The organism is Gordonia sp. J1A, assembly GCF_055393515.1.
In genome coordinates, this window is sequence record NZ_AP041607.1 from 1,506,551 (window position 1) to 1,529,250 (window position 22,700).

Here is a 22,700-nt window from a genome sequence, read left to right on the forward strand (position 1 = left end):
CACCGTACAGGACGTCCTGAACGATGTACAGGAGACGCCTGTACGACGTACAGGGCAGGTCAGGATAGGGTGGCGGTGTGAGCAACACGAGATCGGACATTCTCGCTGCGGCGCGGGCCATCCTCGCCGAGCACAGCCTCGCCGATCTCACGATGCGGCGGCTGGCATCAGATCTCGGCGTCCGGCCGAACGCGCTGTACTGGCACTTCCCGAACAAGCAGTCGATGCTCGCCGCGCTCGCCGAAGACATCCTCTCGACCGTTCCCGGGGCGTCCGAGGACATCGACTGGCTCGCCGATCTGCACCGGTTGGCGACGGACATGCGCCAGGCGCTGCTCGCCGTCCCGGACAGCGCCGAGGTGGTCTCCTCGGCTTGGGCGTCGGGACTGGCCGACCGCGGCATCGAGACGGTGATCGCCGACATCGCCGCCCGCGGCGGCCTCGACCGCCAGGCCCAGTCGGGTCTGGCGACGGCCATCTGCCAGCTGACCATCGGTCTGACGATCGAGGAGCAGACCCGGACACAGATGGAGCGGCTCGGCGTCACCGGACCGTCCGGCCGGGTCTTCGACGCGGAGTTCGACGACGCGCTCGAGGTGATCCTCGACGGCGCCCGGGCCCGCAGCGCCGCACAGACGCACTGACCCGCGCACCGCACCCGCCGCAGGCCGAGATTTCGTCCGGCGCAGGCGGGCACGTAGATTACTGAGGCGGCCACCCGCCCGGGAGGCCCGTGCCCGGAGAGAGAAACCAACGACAGTGCCCGCGTCCACCGATCGCCCTGCCACGGCAACGGCCCCGACGGTGCCCGCCTATCGTTCAGACCTCGACGGTCTCCGCGGCATCGCCATCGCCCTGGTCGCATGCTTCCACGTCTGGTTCGGCCGGGTCTCCGGCGGCGTCGACGTGTTCCTCACTCTCTCGGGCTACTTCTTCATCGGCTCGCTCCTGCGGCACACCATTCACAGCCAGTCGGTCAGCTTCGGGCTCGCGGAGACGATCAACCCCTGGCCGCGGTTCCAGCGTCTGCTCAAACGACTCCTGCCCGCGCTGTACACGGTGCTCATCGGGGTCGTGATCCTGACAGTCCTGGTGATCGCACAGACCCGCTGGCTCAACATCGGCCGTGAGACCTTCGCGAGCGCGCTCTACTACCAGAACTACTACCTCGCGAAGAACTCTCAGGACTACCTCGCCGCGAGCTCAGCGAACAGCCCGCTGCAGCACCTCTGGTCCATGTCCATGCAGGGCCAGTTCTTCGTCGGCGCCCTGATCGTCCTGCTCGCCATCGCCGGACTGATCAAGGTGGCGGGCCGCCGCTACGAGATGCTGACCCGCGCAGGCGTCATCCGCGGTGTCTTCGCGGTCGTCGTCGCCGCCGTCGCCGTCGCCTCGTTCGTCTGGGCGCAGCACCGGCTGCACGTCGATCAGCCCTTCAACTACTACGACACGCGCTCGCGCCTGTGGGAGCCGCTGGTGGGCGGGCTCCTGGCGATCTGGATGCCGCGGTGGCCCATCGCCGACCGCATCCGCAGCGCGGTCACCGTCGCAGCGCTGGTGTTGATCGCCACCTGCGGTTGGTGGATCGACGGTGTCGCCGAATACCCGGGAGCGCTCGCCTGGGTTCCGGTGGGGGCCACGCTCCTCGTCATCTGGGCCGGTCAGGCCTCCGACCGCCCGGCGCCGGCCGCGAACCGGATGCTCGCGAGCCGGCCCGCCGTGTGGCTCGGCGGACTGTCGTACTCGCTGTATCTGATCCACTGGCCGCTGCTGATCTTCTATCTCACCTGGCGCGGAACGCAGCACGCGAACGTCCTCGAAGGCGCGGGCATCCTCGCCGTCTCCCTGGGACTAGCGTGGCTGATGAAACGGTACGTGGAGGATCCGCTGCGCGGCGGCGGCCGCTCGTCGATGGCGCACATCCGGTGGCCGGCGCACCCGCGGATCACCTACGCCGCGATCCTGACCGTCATGCTGGTCGCGATGTCCGCCGGGACTGCCGGAGCCATTCGGGCGTGGGACCGTCACATGGCGACGGTCACCGTCGACACCGCGAACCTCGACCCCGCCCTGTATCCGGGTGCCCGCGCCCTGCTCGAGAACGCGCCCGTTCCAGCACTCGACCCGCAGCCGACGCCGCTCGCGGTGGCCGACGACCTTCCGCAGACCGGCCCGGACGGATTCATGAGCGACTTCGCCGCGACCGAGCCCGCGATCGGCGTCTACGGCGACCCGCACGGCACCAGGACCCTCGCCCTCGCCGGCGGCTCGCACGCCGAGATGTGGATCGGTGCCCTCGACGCGATCGGCAAGGCCAACGGATTCAAGGTCCTCACCTATCTCAAAATGGGCTGCCCGCTGACGTCCGACGAGAACCCGACGAAGCTGGAGGGCACGCCGTATCCCGAGTGCCGCACCTGGATTCTCAACGTGATGGCCGACCTCGAACGGACTCGCCCCGACGCGGTGTTCACGAACTCGACGCGGCCGGACCCGTCGGGCGCCGCCGATCACGTCCCGCAGGGGTACATCGGGATCTTCGACGAACTGACCGGCGCCGGGATCCCCGTCGTCGGAATCCGCGACGATCCGTGGCCGCACAACGACCGCGGGCCGATCAACACCCCCGAGTGCCTCGCCGCAGGCGGCACCGCGCGCTCGTGCGGCACGGTGCGGACCAGCGCACTGCATCCGATCGATCCGGCGACCGACTACGCCGCGCGCAACCCGCTGTTCCATCGTCTCGACCTCTCCGACGGGCTCTGCACCGCCGACTTCTGCCCCGCCGTGGTCGGTAACATCATCGTGTACAAGGACTATCACCACTTGAGCGCGACCTACGTCCGGAGCCTCACCCGGGAACTGTCGCGTCAGCTCTCCGCGGCACTGCCGTGGACCGGCCCGGAGATCCACTGACGCCTCACCTCCGGGGCCAGTGCAGGCGATCGGAGGACAGGTATGGCCGGCACCCCCGCCGACCCGGTGGCCACCTATCGCATCCAGCTCACGCCTGACTTCACGTTCGCCGAGGTGGCCGGGATCCTGCCTCATCTGTGCGAACTCGGTGTCAGTCACCTCTACCTCTCCCCCGTCCTGGAGGCGATGCCCGGATCGCGGCACGGCTACGACTGGTGCCCGCCAGGGCGGATCTCCGGTGTTCTCGGCGGGCCCGACGGCTACCGGCTGCTTCGCGAGCACGCCCGGGCCCTCGGACTCGGCGTCATCCTCGACATCGTCCCCAACCACGTCGGAATCGCGGACCCCGATCACAATCCCTGGTGGTCGGACGTGCTGGTGAACGGCCTCGACTCCCGGTACGCCGAGTACTTCGATCTCGACACCGAGGCCGCAGGCGGGATCGTCAACCTGCCCTACCTCGGCCGCGACGAGGACCTCGCCGATCTGCGACTCGACGAGCGCGGACGGCTGCTCCTCGGCACGCTCGCCGTCCCCACCGCCCCGGGGACCGCATCACCCGGCGACGACCCGCACGCGGTGCACGCCCGCCAGCGGTACCGCCTCGTCCGGCACGACAGCCGCCGCATCGGCTACCGCCGGTTCCTGGCCGTCAACGGGCTCGCCGCACTGCGGCAGGAGGTTCCGGAAGTCTACGAGGCGACGCACTCGTGGCTCCGGGAACTGATCGCCGACGACTTGGTGGACGGCGTCCGCGTCGACCACGTGGACGGGTTGCGCGATCCCGCCGGTTACCTCCGGCGGCTGCGCGCCGATCTCGGCGACCATCGGCTCCTCTACATCGAGAAGGGGCTCGCGATCGGCGAGCGGCTCGACCCCGCCCTCCCCGTCGACGGCACCACCGGATACGACCAGCTCCGGCTGATCGAAGCCCGCTTCACCGCACCGACGGGGATGGTGGAACTCGACGAGACCTTCAAATCCGTCTCCGGCGTCCCGGGCGGCGGCGACGAACTCGGCGCTCTGGCGCGCGCACTTCGCCAGACCGTGCTCGTGGACCTGTTCCCCGACCGACTCCAGCGCGTCGGCGATCTGCTCTGCCGGCGTGCGCCGCACGTTCGCGCCCACCTCGTGCAGCAGGCCGCCGCCCTGATGATCTGCTCCGCGTCGGTCGCCCGTCCCGACTACCCCTCGCTGCGAAGCACGGTGTTGGCCGACATCGAACGGCTGCGGAACGCCAATCCGATCCTGTCACCGGGGTTCGACGTCCTCCGTGACGCCTTCCACGACCCGGACTACGCTCCGGAAGCGGTCGCCCGACTCGGCGAAGCCGCGGTCGCCGTCTACGGCAAGGCCACCGAGGACATCGGGTTCCACCGCACCGCACGGCTGGTCTCCACGCAGGAACTCGGATGCAATCCGCGGGTCCCGGCCGTGAACCGCAACGACTTCCATGCGCGGATGACCGAGCGCGCGGCCCGCTGGCCGCGGGCGCTGACGGCACTGTCGACGCACGACACCAAACGCAGCGAGGACGTCCGCGCCCGGATCGCGGTGATCGCACAGACGCCCCAACGGTGGCGGATCCTGGTCGACGAGCTGCAGCGGATCGCACCGCCGCCGGACCCGGTGATGTGCTACTTCCTCCTACAGAACGTGGTCGGCGTGTGGCCCGACGAGGGCCGGCCGGACGCCGACCTGGCCCGTCGACTCGCGGAGTTCGCGCGCAAGTCCATGCGGGAGAACGGCATCGTGTCGTCGTGGACCGACGTGGACGACGCTGCCGAGTCGGCCGTTCAGCAGTGGCTGACGAGTCTGCAGCACGGATTCGCGGCGGAGCTGATCGCCGCGTTCGTCGCACTCATCGCCGACGCCGGCCGCGCCGAGTCGATCTCGCGCAAGGCCCTGTCGCTCCTGCTGCCCGGTGTCGGCGACGTGTACCAGGGCACCGAGTGGTGGGACCATTCGCTGACCGACCCCGACAACCGGCGGCCTGTCGATTACGGTCAGCGCCTCGACCATCCGAAGCTCCAGGCCGTGCGGACCGCTCTGGCGGTCCGGCGCAGGCATCCGGGTGCCTTCGCCCCGGGCGGCGACTTCATCGACGTCCCCGCGCGCGGGGTCTGCGCCTCGCACATCGTCAGCTTCGCGCGCGGCCGCGACGGCGAACCGCAGGTGGTCGTCGACGCGGTTCGGCTGGCCCTGATGTTCACCGGCGCCGAGACCAGAGCTGCCGCCCAGGTGGAACTGCCCGCCGGAACCTGGCGCGATGCCGTCACCGGCGCGGTGTTCACCGGAACCGTCGGTGCGGACGTCCTCCTGGGCGACGGTCCGCTGGCCGTCCTCGAACCGGCGGATTGAGCCGCCGCGGGACGGCTATCCGGGTGGCTATCCGCCGGGGACCGGCGCGGGCGTCTGCGTCGGGGCGGGTGTCGGGATCTGCTGCTGCGCCTGCTGAGAGCCGACGGTGACTCCGGGACCTGCCTCGATCGCGCTCACCAGCCAGTCGCCGTCGACCTTCTTCATGTTCAGCTGGAGCAGGATCGCATTCTTGCCTCCGGTGGTGCTGATGGCGCTGGTGCCCGTCACGTCCACACCGAGGACCACCGTCGCCTGATCGGCACTGAAGGACTCGACCATCGAGGAGGTCACCGTGGTCTTGATGTTCTCGACCTTGTTCTCCTTCATGAACTCGGTGCTGACGACCGCGTCCGAGTCCAGTCGCTTCTTGAACTCACCGGTGCTGAGCGGGCCCACCGCGTCGCGCAGCGACTTGGCGTCCGCATTGGGACCGCTCATCGCCTGGAAGTACGTGCCGACGAAGTTCGACGCGGCGGCCTTGCTGTCGTCGAACGCCGCGAGTTTCTGGTCCTTCTCGTACAACTGCCATCCGCCGACCGCGATCACGGCGATCACGGCGACGACGAGCAGTCCGACGATCGCCTGCTTCACCCGGCGCATCGAGATCGTCACCGAGACGCTGTCGGCCTTCTCCCTGCCCGCCTTCCGCTCGGCGCGCTTGGCCGCATTGCCGGACTCCGAGGCGTCCATGGCAGCGGCGGTGTCGTCGGCATCTGCGTCGTCGGGCCGGGCGTCCGAGATGTCTTTCGAGTCGTCTGAACTCATAAATCCTTCATCACTTGTCGAGCGGTACCGTGCGGGCGTTCGGATCGTAGTCCGGAGGCGGACCCGCCGTGTCGTCGCCCTTCGGTCGCGGTGCGTTCGCCGCCCCGCGGACCTGCATGGTCGGATCCTCGGTCACACAGTACAGATTCTTCGGCACGGTGAGTTCGAGGATCTTGGTCGGACGCACCGGAGCGATCTGGTAGTTGCACGACGGCCGCGGATACACCGATGCCAGCGCCCACCAGGCGCCGTCGTGGAACATCTTCTGTGCCTGAATGGACCCGTCCCGGATCGCGGGGAACAGGGTCGCCAGCGCCGGCGCGCGCAGTGCACCCTGTCGCGCGACGTCGAGGAACTGGGTCAGAACGTCGCTGAGCGGATCGGTGATCGTCGCCAGCGATCCGGCGAGGCTCGTGAACTGTCCCGGTCCGTTCCCCAGGAGCGTCCGCAGTTCCTTGTCGGCCGCGACCGTCGCGTCGAAGAGCGAGTCGAGCCCGCCGGCGAGGCGTCCGAGATCCGGCTGGACCTGCGCCGTGGTCTTGAGGATCGTTCCGGAGTTCTTGATCAGGGTGGTGGTCTCCGGCAGCACCTTCGCCAGATCGGCGAAGATCACGCCTCCGGAGTTGAAGACCGACTTGAGCTGGTTGGGCCCGCGGTCGTTGAGTGCGATCTCGAGTTCCTTGAGCGTCGCGGTGAGTTTCGGCGCATCGATCTGGCTGATGACGTCGAGCGTCGACTGCAGCATCCCCGGGAAGGCCGCCGTCACGTGCGTCTGGCCCACCTGGATCACATCCCCGTCCTGCAGGTACGGGCCGTCGTCGGTGGTCGGGGTGATGTTCACGTACTGCTCGCCCGCTGCCGACAGGCCGAGTGCGGAGAACGTCGCTCCCTTGTTGATCTTGTAGTCGTCGCGCAGATCGAGAGTCACGTCGACGCTCTTGGGTGTGACCTGAATGGAACGGACCTCGCCGATCTGGGCGCCGCGCAGCATCACCTTGCTGGTGTCCTGCAGGCCGCCGGAGACCGGGAAATGCACCATGACCTGATACGTGCTCTGCCACGGACGCCAACTGAGACTGTTGAAGGCGAGGAACGCCAGACCCACCAGCATCACCACGACCAGCCCCAGGTTGCCGATCATGATCTTGCGTTTGCGCAGCCATCGCATCATGAGCAGCATCCCTTCGTTCCGGTGAGACGAGCGATGATGCGGGCGAGTGTCTGTTCCAGACTGTGCATGCCGTTGGTGACGTCCGCGCCTTCGGGCAACCGCGACGCCGAATCGAATCCGGCGCCCGGCGTCAGCCAGTACACCTTGGCCGAGACCGCCGCCGCACTTCCGGACGTCGACTTGACCCACTTCGGGTTCAGCTCGGCCATGCGGTCGGCGAGCGGCCCGAAGATCGGCGCCGCATTCTCCAGCGCCACCAGCGTGGTGTTGAGGTGGCCGAGCATCTCGCCGAAGTCGGCCTGCTCGGTGTTCAGGAAATCGTTGGTCGCGGCGGTCACCTTGTTCGTCTTGTCGAGGGTCGTCAGGATCATGCCGAGTTGGTCGTTGACCGTGTTGATCGCCGCGGGGAGCTTGTTGATCGCGGCGGCGATCTGGTTGCGGCCGTTCGCCAGTTCCTTCGACCACCGCGCTGTGACGGCCATCGATTGGTCGACCGCCGCCGAGTTCTTGTTGAACTTGTCGATCGCGGTCGTGAATCCCTCGATGGCGCCGTGCAGTTCGGGAGCATTGCCGCCGATGGCGGTGCTGAGCTCGGTGAAGATCCGCTGCAGGGAGCTCACCGAACCCGAGTCGACCAGCCCCGTCAGGCTCACGAGCAGGTCCTCCACCGTCGCCGCCGCCGAAGTGGGGCCGGTCAGGGTGCCGCCGTCGCGCACCATTCCCTTCGAGGTGTCCGCCGGCGGCTGCAGCGCGACGAAGACGTCGCCGAGCGGTGTCGCCTGACGCAGTTCGGCTCCGGTGCCGATCGGCAGTTCGGTGTCCTTCGCCACCTTCATCGTGACCTCGGCGCGGTAGTTCTTCGCGACGATGGACTCCACCTCGCCCACATCCAGGCCGCCGAGACGGACCTTGGCCTTGTTCGGCAGGTTGAGTGCGTTCTCGAACGAGGTGTGGACGGTGATCGAGTCGCTGATCCCGCCCGGGGCGGGCAGCGGGATCTGCTCCACCGTGACGCCGGGGACGGCGCCGCATGCGGTGAGGCTGACCGTGGTGACGAGTGAGACCGCCGCGAGACCGGCCTTGCGAATCCTGGTCATTTCTTGCTCAGCTCCAACAGTCCGGAATAGATGCCCAGGTCGGGGCCGAAGTCCTTCAGCTGACCGGTGTCGCAGCCCTTCTGGTTCAGGTTGATCGCATTGCAGAACTTGTTGAGCATCTGGTTGTCGAGCAGCGACTTGTCAAGGAAGACCGAGGTCCGCCACGCACCCTGTTCGGCCGAGATCGAGTTCGAGAGGTTCTGGAACAGCAGGGGCGCCACATCGATCGTCTCCACCACCTCGCGGGAGAAGTCGGACAGATTGGCCGCCAGCGACGCCATCCGCCCGGTCGCACCGCTGATCGCACCCGAGTTGGCGGCGAGGAACTCGGAGGTGTTCTGCAGGGTCTTGTTCAGGTCGTGCAGCGACGCGACGAGACCGACCGACTGGTCGCCCAGCATGTCCGAGACCTGCGTCATCGACGACGAGAACTGCTGCATCTTCGGATAGTTGTCGGTGAGCGCGGTGGTGAGCGTGCTCAGCGACTTGATGATCGACATCAATGCGTCACCGTTGTCCGCGCCGAGCTTGCCCGCCTTCGAGAGCGCGTCGAGCGCCTGCCGCAGCTTCTCGCCGTTGCCGGAGGCGATTCCCGAAGTCACGTCGACGAAGTCGGCGATCGGCCCCTCGCCGGGCCGGTCTCCCGACATGGCCTTGACGATCTTGTCGATCGAATCGAACAGCGTGCCGATCTCCACCGGCGCCTCGGTGTGGCGGATCACGTCGCCGTCGCCGAGCTTGGGTCCCTTGGTGTAGGTGGGCGACAGCTCGATGTGCCGCGTGGTCACGATCGAGGTGTTGACGATCGCCGCCGTCACATCGGCGGGCACGTCGACGCTGTTGTCGACGGTCATCGTGACCTTCACCCGAGTGCCCTGGGGCTCCACGGAGGTGATGCGACCGACCGGCATTCCGAGAACCGCGACGTCGTTGCCGGTGAAGATTCCCGACACGTCGTCGAAATAGGCTGTGACGGTCTTGGCCTGGCCCAGCGCCGCGGTCCAGGTGGCGGGCATCAGCGAGCAGCCGCTGACGGTCGTCGCCGTCACCGCGACCAGCGCCACCGCGGCCATCGCGCTCTTGATCCGGGACATCCTCAGCATCCGTCCACCACCCGCGCCGCGCAGAGCCAGTTGTCGGGGAACAGGCCCCACGGCAGGTAGCCGTTCGCATAGGGCCCGTCACCGGTGAGATTCGTGGTCAACCGGGCGGTGACCGGCAGGACGTCAAGCAGCTTGCGCAGGTTGTCGCGGTTCTTCTCGAGTCCGTTCGCGATCGTATTGAGGTTCGCCATCACCGGGGCGAACTGGTCGCCGTTCTCCGCGGCCACCGCCGACGCCTGATCGGTGAGGGCGGCCACGCCGTCGAGCATCCGGGTCACGAGTTGTTCGCGAGCCACTATCTTGTTCGCCAGCTGGGCGCCCTGGCCGACGATGATCGACAGCGCGAACTGACTGTCGACGACCTGCTTGGTGACCGCGTCGGTGTCTTTGAGCAGCTGGTTGATCTGATCGTGCCGATTGTTGAGCACGTTCGACATCCGGGTCAGCGCATCGAGTGTGGGTCCCATGATCGCTGGCGCACCCGCCAGCTGCGTGCTCAGCGTGCGGATGCTGTTGGTGAGGTCATTCGGTTCGATGCCCGCAAGCACCGGAGTGCCCTTGGCCAGGGTCTGCTGAAGGTCGTAGGGCACGTACGTGTGCTGGATCCGGTCGTTCGGCGTCGCCTTGTCGCTCTGCCCGAGCACGATGTCGACGTACCGCTGCCCCAACAGCGTCGACATCTTGATCTCGGCGGAGCCGTCGTCCTTGACCTCGACGTCCCTGTCGACCTTCATGGCGACCTCGACGTGGTCTCCGGCCAGTTCGGTCTTCGACACTTCGCCGACGTCGATGCCCGCCACGCGGACTTTGTCACCGGGACGGATTCCGCCCGCCTGTTCGAAGTCTGCGGTGTAAGTCCGCTTACCGAGTCCGGCCGAACTCAGCCCGACCACGTCGACCAGGACGATCGCGATGACGACGACACCGAGGATCCCGTACCACAGCCGACGGTTGCCGTGGAACGACCGGGCGAGACGCTTCTTCATCGGCACACCACCGAGTGGTTGGTGCCACCGATCTTGTTGATCAGGCCGGGCGGGAACAGGACGTCGCCGATGGAGATGTCGAGGTCACACGCGTAGATGTTCAAGTAGTTGCCCTGCATCATCACATTCGGGAAGTGTCCGAGGAAGATCGGCAGCTCGACCGCGAGCCGGTCCATCTTGGCGCCGTTGGCGATCAGTTTGCCGGTGGCGTCGTCGGCGGCGGTGCCGGCCGACTTGAGGGTCGCGCGGTTCTGCGCGAACACCTGGGCGAAACCGGTGGTGGTCTGGCCGAGCTGATCGATCGCCTTGCCGAACTGCTGAGAGTTGCCGTTGAGACCCTCGATCAGCTTTCCGGTGCTGTCGAGCAGGGTCTGCACCTGGTCGCCCTGTGAGGCCAGTTCGCGCATCACCACCCCCATGTTCGTGATGATCGCGCCGAGCACCTGGTCGCGGTCGGCCATGTCGCTCGCCACCTGCCCGATCTCGGCGATCGTGCGAGAGAGTGACACCTCGTCGCCCTGGAAGGCCTGGATCAGGCTCTCCGACAGCGTGTTGACCTGTTCGGGTGTCAGCGTGTCGAAGACCGGCTGGAATCCGGCGAGGAGTTTGGTGACGTCGAACGAGTCCTCGCCCGGCAGACGCAGCGCCGAGCCCTCGCTCAGCTGAGCCTGGGGTGTCGGACCGTCCAGCGACAGCGCCAGGTACCGCTGACCGATCAGGTTCTGGTAACGGATCGCGGCCCGGGTGTTCGCGTACACCTTCTGATCGTCCTGGACCTCGAACCTGACGAGGGCCCTGCCGTCGTCGAGGTCGATGCTCTCCACGCGCCCGACGCGCACGCCCGCCATTCTGACGTCGTCGCCCTCCGCGAGCCCGGACGCGTCGTTGAACGTGGTCGTGTACCCGCTGGTCGGCCCGCTCACCGAGCGCTCGAGCGTGGACCAGATCAGATACGTCATCGCCAGCGCGACGATCGCGAACAGGGTGAATCCGATCAGCGGCTTGCGGATGGTCGATTTAGCGGCGCTCACCGGCCTCCCTCCTGCGGTGTCACGGCCGAGACCAGCGGGCCGAGCATGAGGCTGTCGGCCGAGGTCGGCTTCCGTCCGAGCGCGCCCTTGAGCGTCTTCTCGTCCTTTCCGGTCGTCACAGCACTGACCGGCTTCTGGGCGGCGGCCCGCTTCATTCCCGGCGGGTACACCGTCAACGGTCCCGACATGGTCGGGCCCGTGCCGGTCCCGGGGCCGACGCATCCCGGACCACGGGCCGTCCCGTAGGGGCCGCCGTCGTACACCGGGCAGTTCTGGCGCGTGTACTGCGCGAACGCACTGAAGCTGACGCCGAGGTTCAGCTGAACGTGGCCGTTCACGCCGGTGAAGACTCCGAGCACCCTGCCCGCCAGGACGTAGAGCTGCTGCAGCGCCTCGGGCAGTGAGTTCGGTTCCAGTGTGATCGCTCCGAGCATCGTGTTCAGATCACGCACGATCCGCTTGCCGCCGTCGCCGTTCTTGGCGAAGAGGGTGTGCACTTGGTCGAGCATCCCCTGGCCGGCCGACAGCAGTGCGGTCAGCTGGTCGGCGTTCTGCGCGATCGTCATCGCCGGAACCACCGACTTGCCGAGCGCGTCGAGCAGTTGCGGGGTCGACTGCGCCAGACCGCGGATCGCCCGGTCGAAGTTCTCGAAACCGGACGGTGCGCCCGGCGGGAACTGCGCGTTGATGGTCTTCCAGTAGGTGTCGAGGACACCGACGAAGGTGGAGAAGGTGGCGCCGCCGCCCTGCAGCGCGTCGGCGATGGTGCCGAGCACCATGCCGAGATCTTCGGGCGGGACACTCCGCAGCAGCGAGCGGAGCTCGTTCTGCGCGTCCTGCAGCCGGATGGTCGGCTCGGAGGTGTCGGCCTTCACCACGTCGCCGCCGCTGATCGACTCCGAGGCGGGATTCGCCGGCGCGATCAGCTCCACAGAGTTCACGCCGAAGAGGTTCGACGGAACGGTGCGCGCGGTGGTGTTCGCCGGGATGCCGGACGCCTGGTCCGGGTTCAGGATCAACGCGACGTCCTTCGTCGGGTTGTCACCGCTGCCGACCAGGGTGATCGAATCGACCGACCCCACGATGAAGCCGTTGTAGCGGACGTCGGCGCCGGGAACCAGTCCGTCGCCGACGTCGGTCAGCTCCGCGGTGACCTCGGTGCGGTCGTCGAACTTGCCCTCGTACCGGGCCAGCAGCAGTGCGAACACGACCACCGCCACGGCGAGGAACGCCAGCCCCCGCAGGAAGTACGTCTTGAGCGACGGATCGCGCCCACCAGTATCGATTCGCATCCGTCACCCCGATATCTTGATGCCGGCCGAGGTGCCCCAGAACACCAGCGTGAGGATCAGGTTCGCGAAGACGATCGTGATGATCGACAGCCGGATCGCATGCCCGGCCGCGACGCCCACGCCTTCCGGACCGCCCGACGCGAAGTATCCGTAGTAGCACTGGATGAAGGTCGTGAGCAGGACGAAGACTATGACTTTGAGGAACGAGAAGACCACATCGCGCGACAGGATGAATTCGTCGAAGTAGTGCAGGTAGGTGCCCGATCCCTGTCCCGACTGGATCTGGAACATGAACTGGCAGGCGATGTAGTTGGCGGCCAGCGAGATCGCGTACAGCGGGATGATCGACAGGACCGCCGCGGCCATCCGGGTCGTCACCAGATAAGGCAGCGGCCGGATCGCGATCGATTCGAGCGCGTCGATCTCCTCGCTGATCCGCATCGACCCGAGCTGCGCCGTGAACCGGCAGCCCGACTGTGCGGTGAACGCCGTCGCGGCCAGCAGCGGAGCGATCTCACGGGTGGTCGCGAACGCCGAGAGTCCGCCGGTGATCGGCGACATGCCGAGCAGGTTGAGCGCCGTGTAGCCCTCGATGCCGACGGTCGCGCCGCCCATCACGCCGAGGATCACCATGACGCCGACGGTTCCGCCGCCGACGACGATCGCGCCGTTGCCCCACGCCACGTCGGAGAGCAGTCGCCAGACCTCTTTCCGGTAGTGCGTGAAGGTGATGGGCGCCAGTCCGATCGACTTCACGAGGAAGGTGATCAGGTGCCCCATCGCGACGATGCCGTCGCGCGGCGCCTCCCACAGCTTCCGCAGCCAGCCGAGCGGTTTGAGCAGCGGCGGTACGTAGCGTGACGCGGCCATCTCACACCACCTTCGCCGGCACGACGAGTGCGAACACCTGGGTGAGCACCACGTTGACGGTGAACAGCAGGATCACCGAGTTGACGACCGCCGCATTCACCGAGTTCGCGACACCGGCCGGGCCGCCGCTGGTGGTGAGGCCGCGGTCGCAGGCGACGATCGCCACGATGGCGCCGAAGATCACGGCTTTCACCAGGGCGAACAACAGATCGGGCACGCCGGCGAAGGAAGCGAACGTCCCCGTGTAGCTGCCGGGCGTCCCGCCCTGGAAGTAGACGTTGAACAGGTAGCCGGTGATGAAGCCGACGAAGCAGACGAAGCCGCAGAGCAGGAACGAGACCACCATCGTGGCGAGCAGCCGGGGCGAGATCAGACGCTGGATCGGGTTGACTCCCATCACCCGCATGGCGTCGATCTCCTCGCGGATCGTGCGCGAGCCGAGGTCGGCAGCGATGGCCGAGCCGACCGCACCCGCCAGCAGCAGCGAAGTCACCAGCGGCGCGCCCTGCCGGATGACGCCGAGGCCGGTCGCGGCGCCGGAGAACGACGTGGCGCCGATCTGGCCGGCGATGTTCGAGACCTGGATCGAGACGATGACGCCGATCGGGATCGCCACGAGCAGCGTCGGGAAGACCGACGTGGAGGCCATGAACGCGCACTGCCGGATGAACTCGCCGAAAGGGAAGCGCTTCTTGACGATGTCTTCGATGAGGACCTTGAACACTTCGACGAACATCGCGAGCTGACGGCCGAAGGTCTCGAAGGACTTCTTGATGTGCTCGTCGAACCATTTGCGGGCGCCGCTGTCGGACCAACGACGCGCAGCAGCACGTGGGTGCGCGTCCACCGTGTCTGTGCTCAATCCCCTGCCTTCGCCCTCTTCGCCTCTGCGGGTGCGGTGGGGAGTCGACAGTCGCCGCGTCCCCCCCGCCGGCCCGACCCCCGAGGGGGTGTTCGGTCGTAATATACACAGCGATTTCGGGAAAGTGTGCCAGGCGCCACACATAACTTCACCTATGTAGGAAATAGGCAGGTGACCCTCCCACGACGCCGGTAACCGGGTGCTCGGGTGGTCGAGACGACGACGGCGGCCGCTCCCGCCGTTGCCGGGAGCGACCGCCGTCGCGCTGGGTCCGCCTACGTCAGGTAGCGGTACGCCGGAGTGTCCGGCTCGAGCTGTTCGACGTCCAGCCGGGAGCGCTTCATCCGGTCCTGCAACCCGGACAGATCCGACGGGTCGCCGAGTTCCACGCCGACCAACGCCGCCCCGGTCTCGCGGTTGTTCCGCTTGACGTACTCGAACAGAGTGATGTCGTCGTCGGGACCGAGGACGTCGTCGAGGAAGCGGCGCAGCGCGCCCGGCTCCTGCGGGAAGTTCACCAGGAAGTAGTGCTTGAGACCGCGGTGCACCAACGACCGCTCGATGATCTCGCCGTAGCGGGAGACGTCGTTGTTGCCGCCCGAGACGAGTGCGACCACGGTGGCACCGGCGGGAAGATCGAGTTCGCGCACCGCGGTCGCCGCGAGCGCGCCCGCGGGCTCGGCGATGATCCCCTCGTTCTGGTACAGCTCGAGCATCGTCGAGCAGATCGCCCCCTCGCTCACATTCGTGATGGTGACGCTGCCCGGCGCGAGGTCGATCTCCGAGGCTTCGATCACCGGCACCCGCGGGTGCGAGGTGACGTCGGCGAGCACGGGGTGGTTCACCACCCGGGCCCCGGCGGCCGCCATCACGCCGTGCCCCAGGCCGCCGATGCGCTGCACCGCCGCACCGTCGACGAAGGAGTCGACGGTCGGCAGCGTGTACGGTGCACCGTTGACCAGCGCGGCCGCGAGCGACACGGCACCGTGCGGCTCCACGCCGACGATCGCGACGTCGGGGCACGCCGCACGCAGGTAGGTGACGATTCCGGCCATGCAGCCCGCACCGCCGACCGGCAACACGACGACGTCGGGATCGGCTCCGAGCTGCTCGAGGATCTCCTTGCCGATCGTGCCCTGCCCGGCCGCCGTGCGCGGGTCGTCGAAGGCATGGATCCACGTGGCGCCCGTGCGGATCACGTCGCTCTGGGCCGCGGCCGCCGCGGCGTCGTAGGTCTCACCGACCGGAATGAGCTCGACGAACCCTCGGCCATGCCACAGAATCCGGTCGCACTTCTGCTTGGGAGTGGTCGTCGGTACGTAGATCCGGCCCTTGACCTGCATGGTGGCGCACGCGAACGCGACGCCCTGTGCGTGATTGCCCGCGCTCGCCGCGACGACGCCTGCGGCCAGTTCATCTGCGCTCAGCTGCGCCATGACGTTGTAGGCGCCGCGGATCTTGTAGGAGCGGACGGTCTGCAGATCCTCGCGCTTGAGGTGCACCCGCGCACCGGTGGCGTCACTCAGGCGGGGGCAGTCCTCCAGCGGTGTCCGGCGTACGACGCCGTCCAGACGACGTGCCGCAGCCTCAATACTCGCCGGGGTGAGGGTCGAATCAGCGGCGGGAGTGGTGTTCGGCGATGAAGTCACGCTCTCCATCGTCCCACCGTTCACGAAGCAGCACATAGCCGCCCCACCACACCGTAATCACCGCGACTGCACTGGCCCACATCGACGCCGTCCCGGAGCCGGTGAAGGTGAACACGAGCGCGGCGACGACCACGCCGGCGACCACAGCGGCCAGCTTGTACAGCGGCCACGGCACCCCGAACACCGGAACCTGCACGGCGCGATGCACAGTTGCGGGCTGAGGTGCCTGTCGGATCAGCGTGGTCATATCCACAGTGTAGCTCAGTCGACGAGTTGAGATTCGGTGAACCGAATCTCGGTCTCGTGCCTGCCCTGCTCAGGTCAGACAGCTCGGGCCCAGGAGTGCCTTCAAATCCCCCATCAGGGCCGACGACGGCGCCACGCGCAGTGAGTCCATCAACCGCAACTGCGTCTGCTTCCGGTCGCTGACCAGCGTCACATGAACGTCGGAGGTCCCCGGATGACGCACGAGGATCTGTTTGAGCGCGCTGACCCGGTCGGGCGTGCAGACGCGGGCCGACAGCGTGAGATTCAGCGGCTTGGTGGTGCCGACCGCTGACAGGTCCGGAACCGCGAGGTCGTTGGCGCTGATCATCGTCGAATCGTCACGCTTGTTGACACGGGCCTTGACCAGGACGATGTTGTCGGGCACCAGGTCCATCCCGTACGCGACGTACGCGCGCGGGAAGAAGTACACCTCGACGCCGCCCACCATGTCCTCGAGCTGGACCGCCGCCCACGGCTCGCCCTTCTTGTTCACCCGTCGGGTCACCGAGGAGATGATGCCGCCGATGGTGATCTGCGCGCCGTCGGCCACCGACCCTTCGAGGAGCGCGGTGATCGAGGTGTCGGTCTGCGCCGCGATCGCGTGCTCCAGTCCTGCCAGTGGGTGACCGGACACGTACAGGCCCAGCATGTCTCGTTCGAGAGCGAGCTTGTGCTTGGTCTCCCACTCGTCCTCCGGCACCTTGACCGCGAACACGTCCGAGGCACCGCCGTCGTCGTCTCCGACACCGCCGAAGAGGTCGAACTGGCCGACCGCTTCGGCCTTCTTGGTCGACAGCACGGCGTCGATCGCCTCGGAGTGAACGAGGAACAGGCCCTTGCGGTCGTGACCGAGCGAATCGAAACCGCCGGCTTTGATCAGCGACTCGGTGACCTTCTTGCTGCACGCCTGCACGTCGATCTTGCCCAGGTAGTCCGAGAAGCTGGTGTAGGTGCCCTTCTCCTCGCGCGCCGAGATGATCGAGGAGACCACTCCGGACCCGACGTTGCGGATCGCGGCCAGACCGAATCGGATGTCCTCCCCCACCGCGGCGAAGTCGGCACGCGACTCGTTGACGTCGGGTGGCAGCACCGTGATGCCCATCTTGCGACAGTCCGCGAGGTAGATCGCCGCCTTGTCCTTGTCGTCGCCGACCGACGTCAGCAGCCCCGCCATGTACTCGGCCGGGTAGTTGGCCTTGAGATAGGCGGTCCAGAACGAGACCAGCCCGTAGCCGGCGGCGTGCGATTTGTTGAAGGCGTAGCCGGCGAACGGCAGAACCGTGTCCCACAGCGCGGTGATCGCACCCTGTGAGAAGCCGTTGTTCTTCATCCCCTCCGCGAAACCGTCGTAGGCCTCGTCGAGGATCTCCTTCTTCTTCTTTCCCATCGCGCGGCGGAGCAGGTCGGCCTGTCCGAGCGAGTAGCCCGCCACCTTCTGAGCGATCTGCATGATCTGCTCCTGGTAGACGATCAGGCCGTAGGTCTCCGCCAGGATCTCCTTGAGCGGCTCCTCCAACTCGGGATGGATCGGCTTGACGTCCTGCAGACCGTTCTTCCGCTTGGCGTAGTCGGTGTGCGCGTTCACACCCATCGGTCCCGGGCGGTACAGCGCCAACACGGCGACGATGTCCTCGAAGCCGGTGGGCTGCATCATCTTCAGCAGTTCGCGCATGGCCGCGCCGTCGAGCTGGAAGACGCCGAGCGTGTCGCCCCGCGCCAGCAGCTCGTAGGTCTTCGGATCCTCGAGCGGCAGCTTGTCGAGATCGAGGTCGATGCCGCGGTTGGTCTTGATGTTCTCGATCGCGTCACCGATGACCGTCAGGTTGCGCAACCCGAGGAAGTCCATCTTGAGCAGACCGATGGCCTCGCACGAGGGATAGTCCCAACCGGTGATGATGGCGCCGTCCTGCGCACGCTTCCAGACCGGGATCGCGTCGGTGAGCGGTTCGCTCGACATGATCACCGCGCAGGCGTGCACGCCCGCGTTGCGGACCAGCCCCTCCAGGCCGAGGGCGGTGTCGTAGATCCGCTTGACGTCCGGATCGGTCTCGATCAGCGTGCGGACCTCGGTGGCCTCCGAGTACCGCTCGTGCTCGGGATCGGTGATGCCCCAGACCGGGATGTCCTTGGCCATGATCGGCGGCGGGAGCGCCTTGGTGATCCGGTCTGCGATCGCGAAGCCCGGCTGACCGAATTGGACGCGGGCCGAGTCCTTGATCGCGGCCTTGGTCTTGATCGTGCCGAAGGTGATGACCTGAGCCACTTTGTCGTGGCCCCACTTCTGGGAGGCGTAGGTGATCATCTCACCGCGGCGACGGTCGTCGAAGTCGATGTCGATGTCGGGCATCGACACACGCTCGGGGTTGAGGAACCGCTCGAACAGCAGACCGTGCGGAATGGGATCGATATTCGTGATGCCGAGGGCGTAGGCCACCAGCGATCCCGCGGCGCTGCCTCGTCCCGGCCCGACGCGGATCCCGACCTCCAGGGCGTGCCGGATGAGGTCGCCGACGACGAGGAAGTAGGCCGGGAAACCCATCTGGTTGATGACCGACAGTTCGTACTCGGCGCGCGAGATGTAGTCCGCGGGCGGATTGCCGTCGAACCGGCGGTCCAGACCGGCCATCACTTCGCGCGCCAGCCACGTCTCCTGCGTGTAGCCGTCCGGCACCGGGAAGATCGGCATCCGGTCGTGGTGCGCGTAGACCTCCTCGTACGACTGCACGCGTTCGCCGATCTCGAGCGTCGAATCGCAGCCGCCGGGGACGACGTCGTCCCACAGCGCTCGCATCTCCTCCGCCGACTTGAGGTAGTAGCCGTCGCCGTCGAACTTGAACCGTGTCGGGTCCGACAGCGTCTTGCCCGTCTGGAGGCACAGCAGCGCCTCGTGCGCCTTGGCGTGATCGCGGGTGACGTAGTGACAGTCGTTGGTGACCAGCGGCTTGATGCCGAGCTTGCGGCCGATGTCGAGGAGCCCCGACCGCACGCGCTGCTCGATCTCGAGGCCGTGCTCCATCAGCTCGAGGTAGAAGTTCTCCTTGCCGAAGATCTCCTGCCACTTGCCCGCCGCCTCGAGCGCCTCGGCCTCGTGGCCCAGCCGCAGCCGCGTCTGCACCTCACCGGACGGGCAGCCGGTGGTCGCGATGATCCCTTCGGCGTGCTCGGCGATGATCTCGGCGTCCATACGCGCCCACTTGCCGAGCTGTCCCTCGATCGACGCCAGCGACGACAGTTTGAAGAGGTTCCGCAGCCCGGTGGCGTTCTCGGCGACCATCGTCATATGCGTGTACGCACCCGAACCGGAGACGTCGTCGGACTTCTGGTCGCGCGTGCCCCACTGGATCCGCTTAGTGTTGAAACGGGACTCCGGTGCGATGTACGCCTCGATGCCGATGATCGGCTTGATGCCGTGCTTGCGCGCGGTGTTGTAGAACTCGCTCGCACCGAACATGTTGCCGTGGTCGGTCATCCCGATCGCCGTCATGCCCAGGCGCTCGGCCTCGGCGAACAACGGGGACATCTTCGCGGCACCGTCGAGCATCGAGTACTCGGTGTGATTGTGAAGATGAACGAACGACCCGGACACGCGGCGACTCCTTGAGGCGATCGAACCAACTTGAGACCACTCCACTGTAGAGAAGACCTCGGACACTTCCGCCGTGGCACGCGGACCTGTGACGGATGAGACGAGCGGCCCGCGCGAGGGCCGATCACCTCCTCGTCTCACGGCTCCCGGAGAACGTCCAGGGCGTGCTGCAGATCGGCCGGGTACTCCGAGGTGAACTCCACGCGACGACCGTCGGCGGGGTGCGCGAAGGCCAGCATCCGGGCGTGCAGCCACTGCCGTTCGAGCCCCAGCCGGCCCGCGAGCCGGGGATCGGCGCCGTAGGTCGGGTCGCCGCAGCACGGATGGTGCATCGCCGAGAAGTGCACACGGATCTGGTGCGTGCGTCCGGTCTCCAGATGAACGTCGAGCAACGACGCCGCCGCGAACATCTCCAGGGTGTCGTAATGCGTCACGGATTCACGACCGCCCGCGGTGACGGCGAAACGCCAATCGGACCCGGGATGTCGACCGATCGGCGCGTCGATCGTCCCGGACGGCGGATCGAGGTGCCCCTGCACCAGCGCGTGGTACCGCTTCTCGACGGTGCGTTCCTTGAACGCCCGCTTCATCAGCGTGTACGCGCGTTCGGACGCGGCCACCACCATCACCCCCGAGGTGCCCGCGTCGAGGCGGTGCACGATGCCCTGGCGCTCGTGCGCACCCGAGGTGGAGATGCGGAAGCCGGCCGCCGCCAGCGCTCCGATGACGGTCGGCCCCGACCAGCCGAGCGACGGATGCGCCGCGACGCCGGCGGGCTTGTCGACGACGATGATGTCGGAGTCGTGGTAGAGCACCTCGAGGTCTTCGACCGGTGTCGGCTCCACCGTGAGCGGCTGCTCCGGCTCGGGAAGAAGCACGTCGAGCCACGATCCGGCCGCCAGCTTGTGGGACTTGCCCACCGGGACGCCGTCGACGGTGATGTCACCGGCGTCGGCGAGCGTCGCGACCACCGTGCGCGAGAGACCGAGCACGCGCGCCACGCCCGCGTCCACGCGCATCCCGTGGAGACCGTCGGGGACCGGCATCGCCCGCGAGTCACGCATCGTGGTCCTCCTCGTCCTCGCCCGACTCCGCCGGGTGCTTCTCACTGCCGTGCCGAGCCGCCCATCCGGTGCGGGATCCGTCGTAGTCGTAACCGAGCAGGGTCAGCACGACCAACAGAACCGCACCGCAGACGACCGCCGAATCGGCCATGTTGAAGGTGGGCCACCAACTCCCCACCTGAATGAAGTCGACCACATGGCCGCGCAGCGGCGCCGGATCGCGGAACATCCGGTCGGTCAGATTGCCCAGCGCCCCGCCCAGCACCAGGCCCAGGCCGATCACCCAGCCCAGCGAACCGAGCCGCTTGGCGTAGCGCGCGATCACCACGACGACGGCCAGCGCGACGAAGGTCAGCACCCACGTGTAGCCGGTGGCCATGGAGAACGCCGCGCCGCTGTTGCGGACCAGGTGAAAGGTGAGGAAGTCGCCGATCACCGACACCGTCTCACCGGGTTCCATCTTCGCAACCACCAGCACCTTGCTGAGGACGTCGATCAGGTAGGCGGCGACCGCCACCGCGATGAGAACGGGGATCAGCCCGACTCCGCGGCGGCGCGCCGGGTCTCCGGCGCGCTGCGCCGCAGGTTGGTTCATGACCTCAATTCTCCACATCGGCCGCGTCGGCGTCGCACCCCGCCTCGTCGGGACGGCCCGCGGCCCGCACTACTCTGGCTCGGGTGACTGTCTCGTCTCCGGTTTCCCCGCGTTCCACCACTGCCCGCCGCGCCGTCGGCATGGCCGCCGCGGCGGTCGTTCTGGCGTCCGGCGCCGCGGCGTGTTCGTCTTCGAACGACGCCTCCGGCGACGGTCCGTGTGCCACGACGCCGGCCAGCAAGTCCGACGGCGCGCGGTCGATCACCGTGCCCGACGCCGAGGTGACCGTCCTCTCCCCCGGCGAGGGTCCGGCGCAGCCGCTCACCGTCTCGCCGAGGACCGATGCCGTCCAGCGGGTCACGCTGGAGACCTCGTCGCTCGAGGCGAGCGTGGCACCGACCTCGCGCACGGAGAACACCAATCAGGTGCAGAAGACCGAGCAGCAACTCGTCACTCCGATCACCGCGCGCGCCGTGTGCGACGATCCGAGCAGTCTCGAGTTCTCCATCGGAACGCCCACCAGCAAGGACACCGCTCTCGACGGCCTGCTCGGCGCGCTCGACGGATCCACGGGCGGCATCTCGTACGCCCCGGGCCTGGTGCCCACCCGGCTGCGCCTCAAGCCCGACGAATCGTCCGAGTCACCCGCACGCAGCGCGCTGGAGCAGTCGCTCGTCGGGGCGCTCGACTACGCGGTGCCGGTGCCGACCACCCCGGTGGCCCCGGGTGCCCGATGGCAGTCGGTGCGGACGGTGTCCGCGGCCGCGACGGTCACCCAGACCATGACCGTGACACTGACCGCTCGCGAAGGCGACATCCTCAAACTCGACGTGCGGGTCGACGAGACACCGGTCGACTCGGTCTTCTCTATCCCGGGGTCCGACGCGAAGCTGCACATCGCGAAGTTCTCGATGAGCGGCTCGGGCTCGTTGACGGTCGATCTCCGCTCGCTGCTGCCGGTCTCGGGCGACCTCACGATGAAGGGCGGCCGCGAACTGACCGGCGACGACCCCAACCGGCCCATCCTGCAGCAGAACGAATTCACCCTCACCTGGCGGAAGTCGGAATGACTCCGCGCCTGGCGA

The 22,700-nt window shown here is 67.4% G+C and carries 18 protein-coding genes; 4 read left to right on the forward strand and 14 right to left on the reverse strand.

Annotated features, from left to right (window positions below; all coding sequences use genetic code 11):
• Positions 1–77 precede the first annotated feature (77 nt).
• From ACZ5QD_RS07035 to treY, 3 genes are all read left to right on the forward strand, one after another.
• Positions 78–644: a TetR family transcriptional regulator gene (locus ACZ5QD_RS07035; protein WP_006895361.1), complete on the forward strand. Its 567-nt coding sequence runs from the start codon at positions 78–80 to the stop codon at positions 642–644.
• A gap of 115 nt (positions 645–759) precedes the next feature.
• A complete protein-coding gene (locus ACZ5QD_RS07040) occupies positions 760–2,916 on the forward strand; it encodes an acyltransferase family protein (protein WP_045537440.1) in 2,157 nt (718 codons plus the stop codon).
• 42 nt (positions 2,917–2,958) lie between these two features.
• Positions 2,959–5,277: a malto-oligosyltrehalose synthase gene (treY, locus tag ACZ5QD_RS07045; RefSeq protein ID WP_045537438.1), complete on the forward strand. Its 2,319-nt coding sequence runs from the start codon at positions 2,959–2,961 to the stop codon at positions 5,275–5,277.
• Positions 5,278–5,304: 27 nt separating this feature from the next.
• Here treY and ACZ5QD_RS07050 read toward each other — a convergent pair whose 3' ends face one another.
• The 14 genes from ACZ5QD_RS07050 to lspA form a co-directional block, all read right to left on the reverse strand.
• Positions 5,305–6,042 (reverse strand): hypothetical protein, encoded by a 738-nt coding sequence (locus ACZ5QD_RS07050; RefSeq protein WP_045537437.1) that lies wholly within the window; start codon positions 6,040–6,042, stop codon positions 5,305–5,307.
• A gap of 10 nt (positions 6,043–6,052) precedes the next feature.
• Positions 6,053–7,222, reverse strand: coding sequence for an MlaD family protein (locus tag ACZ5QD_RS07055; protein WP_045537435.1), 1,170 nt, complete (start codon positions 7,220–7,222; stop codon positions 6,053–6,055).
• Positions 7,210–8,310, reverse strand: coding sequence for an MlaD family protein (locus tag ACZ5QD_RS07060; protein WP_045537433.1), 1,101 nt, complete (start codon positions 8,308–8,310; stop codon positions 7,210–7,212). The genes ACZ5QD_RS07055 and ACZ5QD_RS07060 overlap by 13 nt, the downstream gene beginning before the upstream one ends.
• A complete protein-coding gene (locus tag ACZ5QD_RS07065; protein WP_045537431.1) occupies positions 8,307–9,413 on the reverse strand; it encodes an MCE family protein in 1,107 nt (368 codons plus the stop codon). Before ACZ5QD_RS07065 ends, ACZ5QD_RS07060 begins: the two co-directional genes overlap by 4 nt.
• Entirely contained in the window at positions 9,407–10,399 is a 993-nt protein-coding gene (locus ACZ5QD_RS07070) for an MCE family protein (protein ID WP_045537448.1), read from the reverse strand. Before ACZ5QD_RS07070 ends, ACZ5QD_RS07065 begins: the two co-directional genes overlap by 7 nt.
• A complete protein-coding gene (locus ACZ5QD_RS07075) occupies positions 10,396–11,430 on the reverse strand; it encodes an MlaD family protein (RefSeq protein WP_045537429.1) in 1,035 nt (344 codons plus the stop codon). The genes ACZ5QD_RS07070 and ACZ5QD_RS07075 overlap by 4 nt, the downstream gene beginning before the upstream one ends.
• Entirely contained in the window at positions 11,427–12,722 is a 1,296-nt protein-coding gene (locus tag ACZ5QD_RS07080; protein WP_006895352.1) for an MlaD family protein, read from the reverse strand. The genes ACZ5QD_RS07075 and ACZ5QD_RS07080 overlap by 4 nt, the downstream gene beginning before the upstream one ends.
• Positions 12,723–12,725: 3 nt before the next feature.
• Positions 12,726–13,592: an ABC transporter permease gene (locus ACZ5QD_RS07085; RefSeq protein ID WP_006895351.1), complete on the reverse strand. Its 867-nt coding sequence runs from the start codon at positions 13,590–13,592 to the stop codon at positions 12,726–12,728.
• A 1-nt stretch (position 13,593) separates the two neighbouring features.
• The gene (locus tag ACZ5QD_RS07090) at positions 13,594–14,439 is read right to left on the reverse strand and encodes an MlaE family ABC transporter permease (protein ID WP_006895350.1); all 846 of its coding nucleotides are present in this window, start codon (positions 14,437–14,439) and stop codon (positions 13,594–13,596) included.
• Between the two features lie 290 nt (positions 14,440–14,729).
• Complete coding sequence (gene ilvA / locus ACZ5QD_RS07095; protein WP_278123990.1) at positions 14,730–16,112, reverse strand: threonine ammonia-lyase IlvA; 1,383 nt, start codon at positions 16,110–16,112, stop codon at positions 14,730–14,732.
• Entirely contained in the window at positions 16,069–16,350 is a 282-nt protein-coding gene (locus tag ACZ5QD_RS07100) for a hypothetical protein (RefSeq protein WP_039866952.1), read from the reverse strand. The genes ilvA and ACZ5QD_RS07100 overlap by 44 nt, the downstream gene beginning before the upstream one ends.
• 69 nt (positions 16,351–16,419) lie before the next feature.
• On the reverse strand, positions 16,420–19,956 hold the full coding sequence (gene dnaE / locus ACZ5QD_RS07105) for a DNA polymerase III subunit alpha (protein ID WP_006895348.1): 3,537 nt from the start codon (positions 19,954–19,956) through the stop codon (positions 16,420–16,422).
• A gap of 137 nt (positions 19,957–20,093) precedes the next feature.
• The gene (locus ACZ5QD_RS07110) at positions 20,094–21,020 is read right to left on the reverse strand and encodes an RluA family pseudouridine synthase (protein WP_006895347.1); all 927 of its coding nucleotides are present in this window, start codon (positions 21,018–21,020) and stop codon (positions 20,094–20,096) included.
• Positions 21,013–21,615, reverse strand: coding sequence for a signal peptidase II (lspA, locus tag ACZ5QD_RS07115; RefSeq protein WP_006895346.1), 603 nt, complete (start codon positions 21,613–21,615; stop codon positions 21,013–21,015). The genes ACZ5QD_RS07110 and lspA overlap by 8 nt, the downstream gene beginning before the upstream one ends.
• A gap of 83 nt (positions 21,616–21,698) precedes the next feature.
• Between lspA and ACZ5QD_RS07120 the strand changes: the two genes are divergently transcribed.
• Positions 21,699–22,685 (forward strand): hypothetical protein, encoded by a 987-nt coding sequence (locus ACZ5QD_RS07120; RefSeq protein WP_052692380.1) that lies wholly within the window; start codon positions 21,699–21,701, stop codon positions 22,683–22,685.
• Positions 22,686–22,700: the final 15 nt, after the last annotated feature.

Excerpts from the sequence above, each read along its gene's own strand:
- treY (WP_045537438.1), top strand. The coding sequence starts at position 2,959 with ATGGCCGGCACCCCCGCCGACCCGGTGGCCACCTATCGCATCCAGCTC.
- ACZ5QD_RS07050 (WP_045537437.1), bottom strand. The coding sequence starts at position 6,042 with ATGAGTTCAGACGACTCGAAAGACATCTCGGACGCCCGGCCCGACGAC.
- ACZ5QD_RS07055 (WP_045537435.1), bottom strand. The coding sequence starts at position 7,222 with ATGCTGCTCATGATGCGATGGCTGCGCAAACGCAAGATCATGATCGGC.
- ACZ5QD_RS07060 (WP_045537433.1), bottom strand. The coding sequence starts at position 8,310 with ATGACCAGGATTCGCAAGGCCGGTCTCGCGGCGGTCTCACTCGTCACC.
- ACZ5QD_RS07065 (WP_045537431.1), bottom strand. The coding sequence starts at position 9,413 with ATGCTGAGGATGTCCCGGATCAAGAGCGCGATGGCCGCGGTGGCGCTG.
- ACZ5QD_RS07070 (WP_045537448.1), bottom strand. The coding sequence starts at position 10,399 with ATGAAGAAGCGTCTCGCCCGGTCGTTCCACGGCAACCGTCGGCTGTGG.
- ACZ5QD_RS07080 (WP_006895352.1), bottom strand. The coding sequence starts at position 12,722 with ATGCGAATCGATACTGGTGGGCGCGATCCGTCGCTCAAGACGTACTTC.
- ACZ5QD_RS07085 (WP_006895351.1), bottom strand. The coding sequence starts at position 13,592 with ATGGCCGCGTCACGCTACGTACCGCCGCTGCTCAAACCGCTCGGCTGG.
- ilvA (WP_278123990.1), bottom strand. The coding sequence starts at position 16,112 with ATGGAGAGCGTGACTTCATCGCCGAACACCACTCCCGCCGCTGATTCG.
- ACZ5QD_RS07100 (WP_039866952.1), bottom strand. The coding sequence starts at position 16,350 with ATGACCACGCTGATCCGACAGGCACCTCAGCCCGCAACTGTGCATCGC.
- ACZ5QD_RS07110 (WP_006895347.1), bottom strand. The coding sequence starts at position 21,020 with ATGCGTGACTCGCGGGCGATGCCGGTCCCCGACGGTCTCCACGGGATG.
- lspA (WP_006895346.1), bottom strand. The coding sequence starts at position 21,615 with ATGAACCAACCTGCGGCGCAGCGCGCCGGAGACCCGGCGCGCCGCCGC.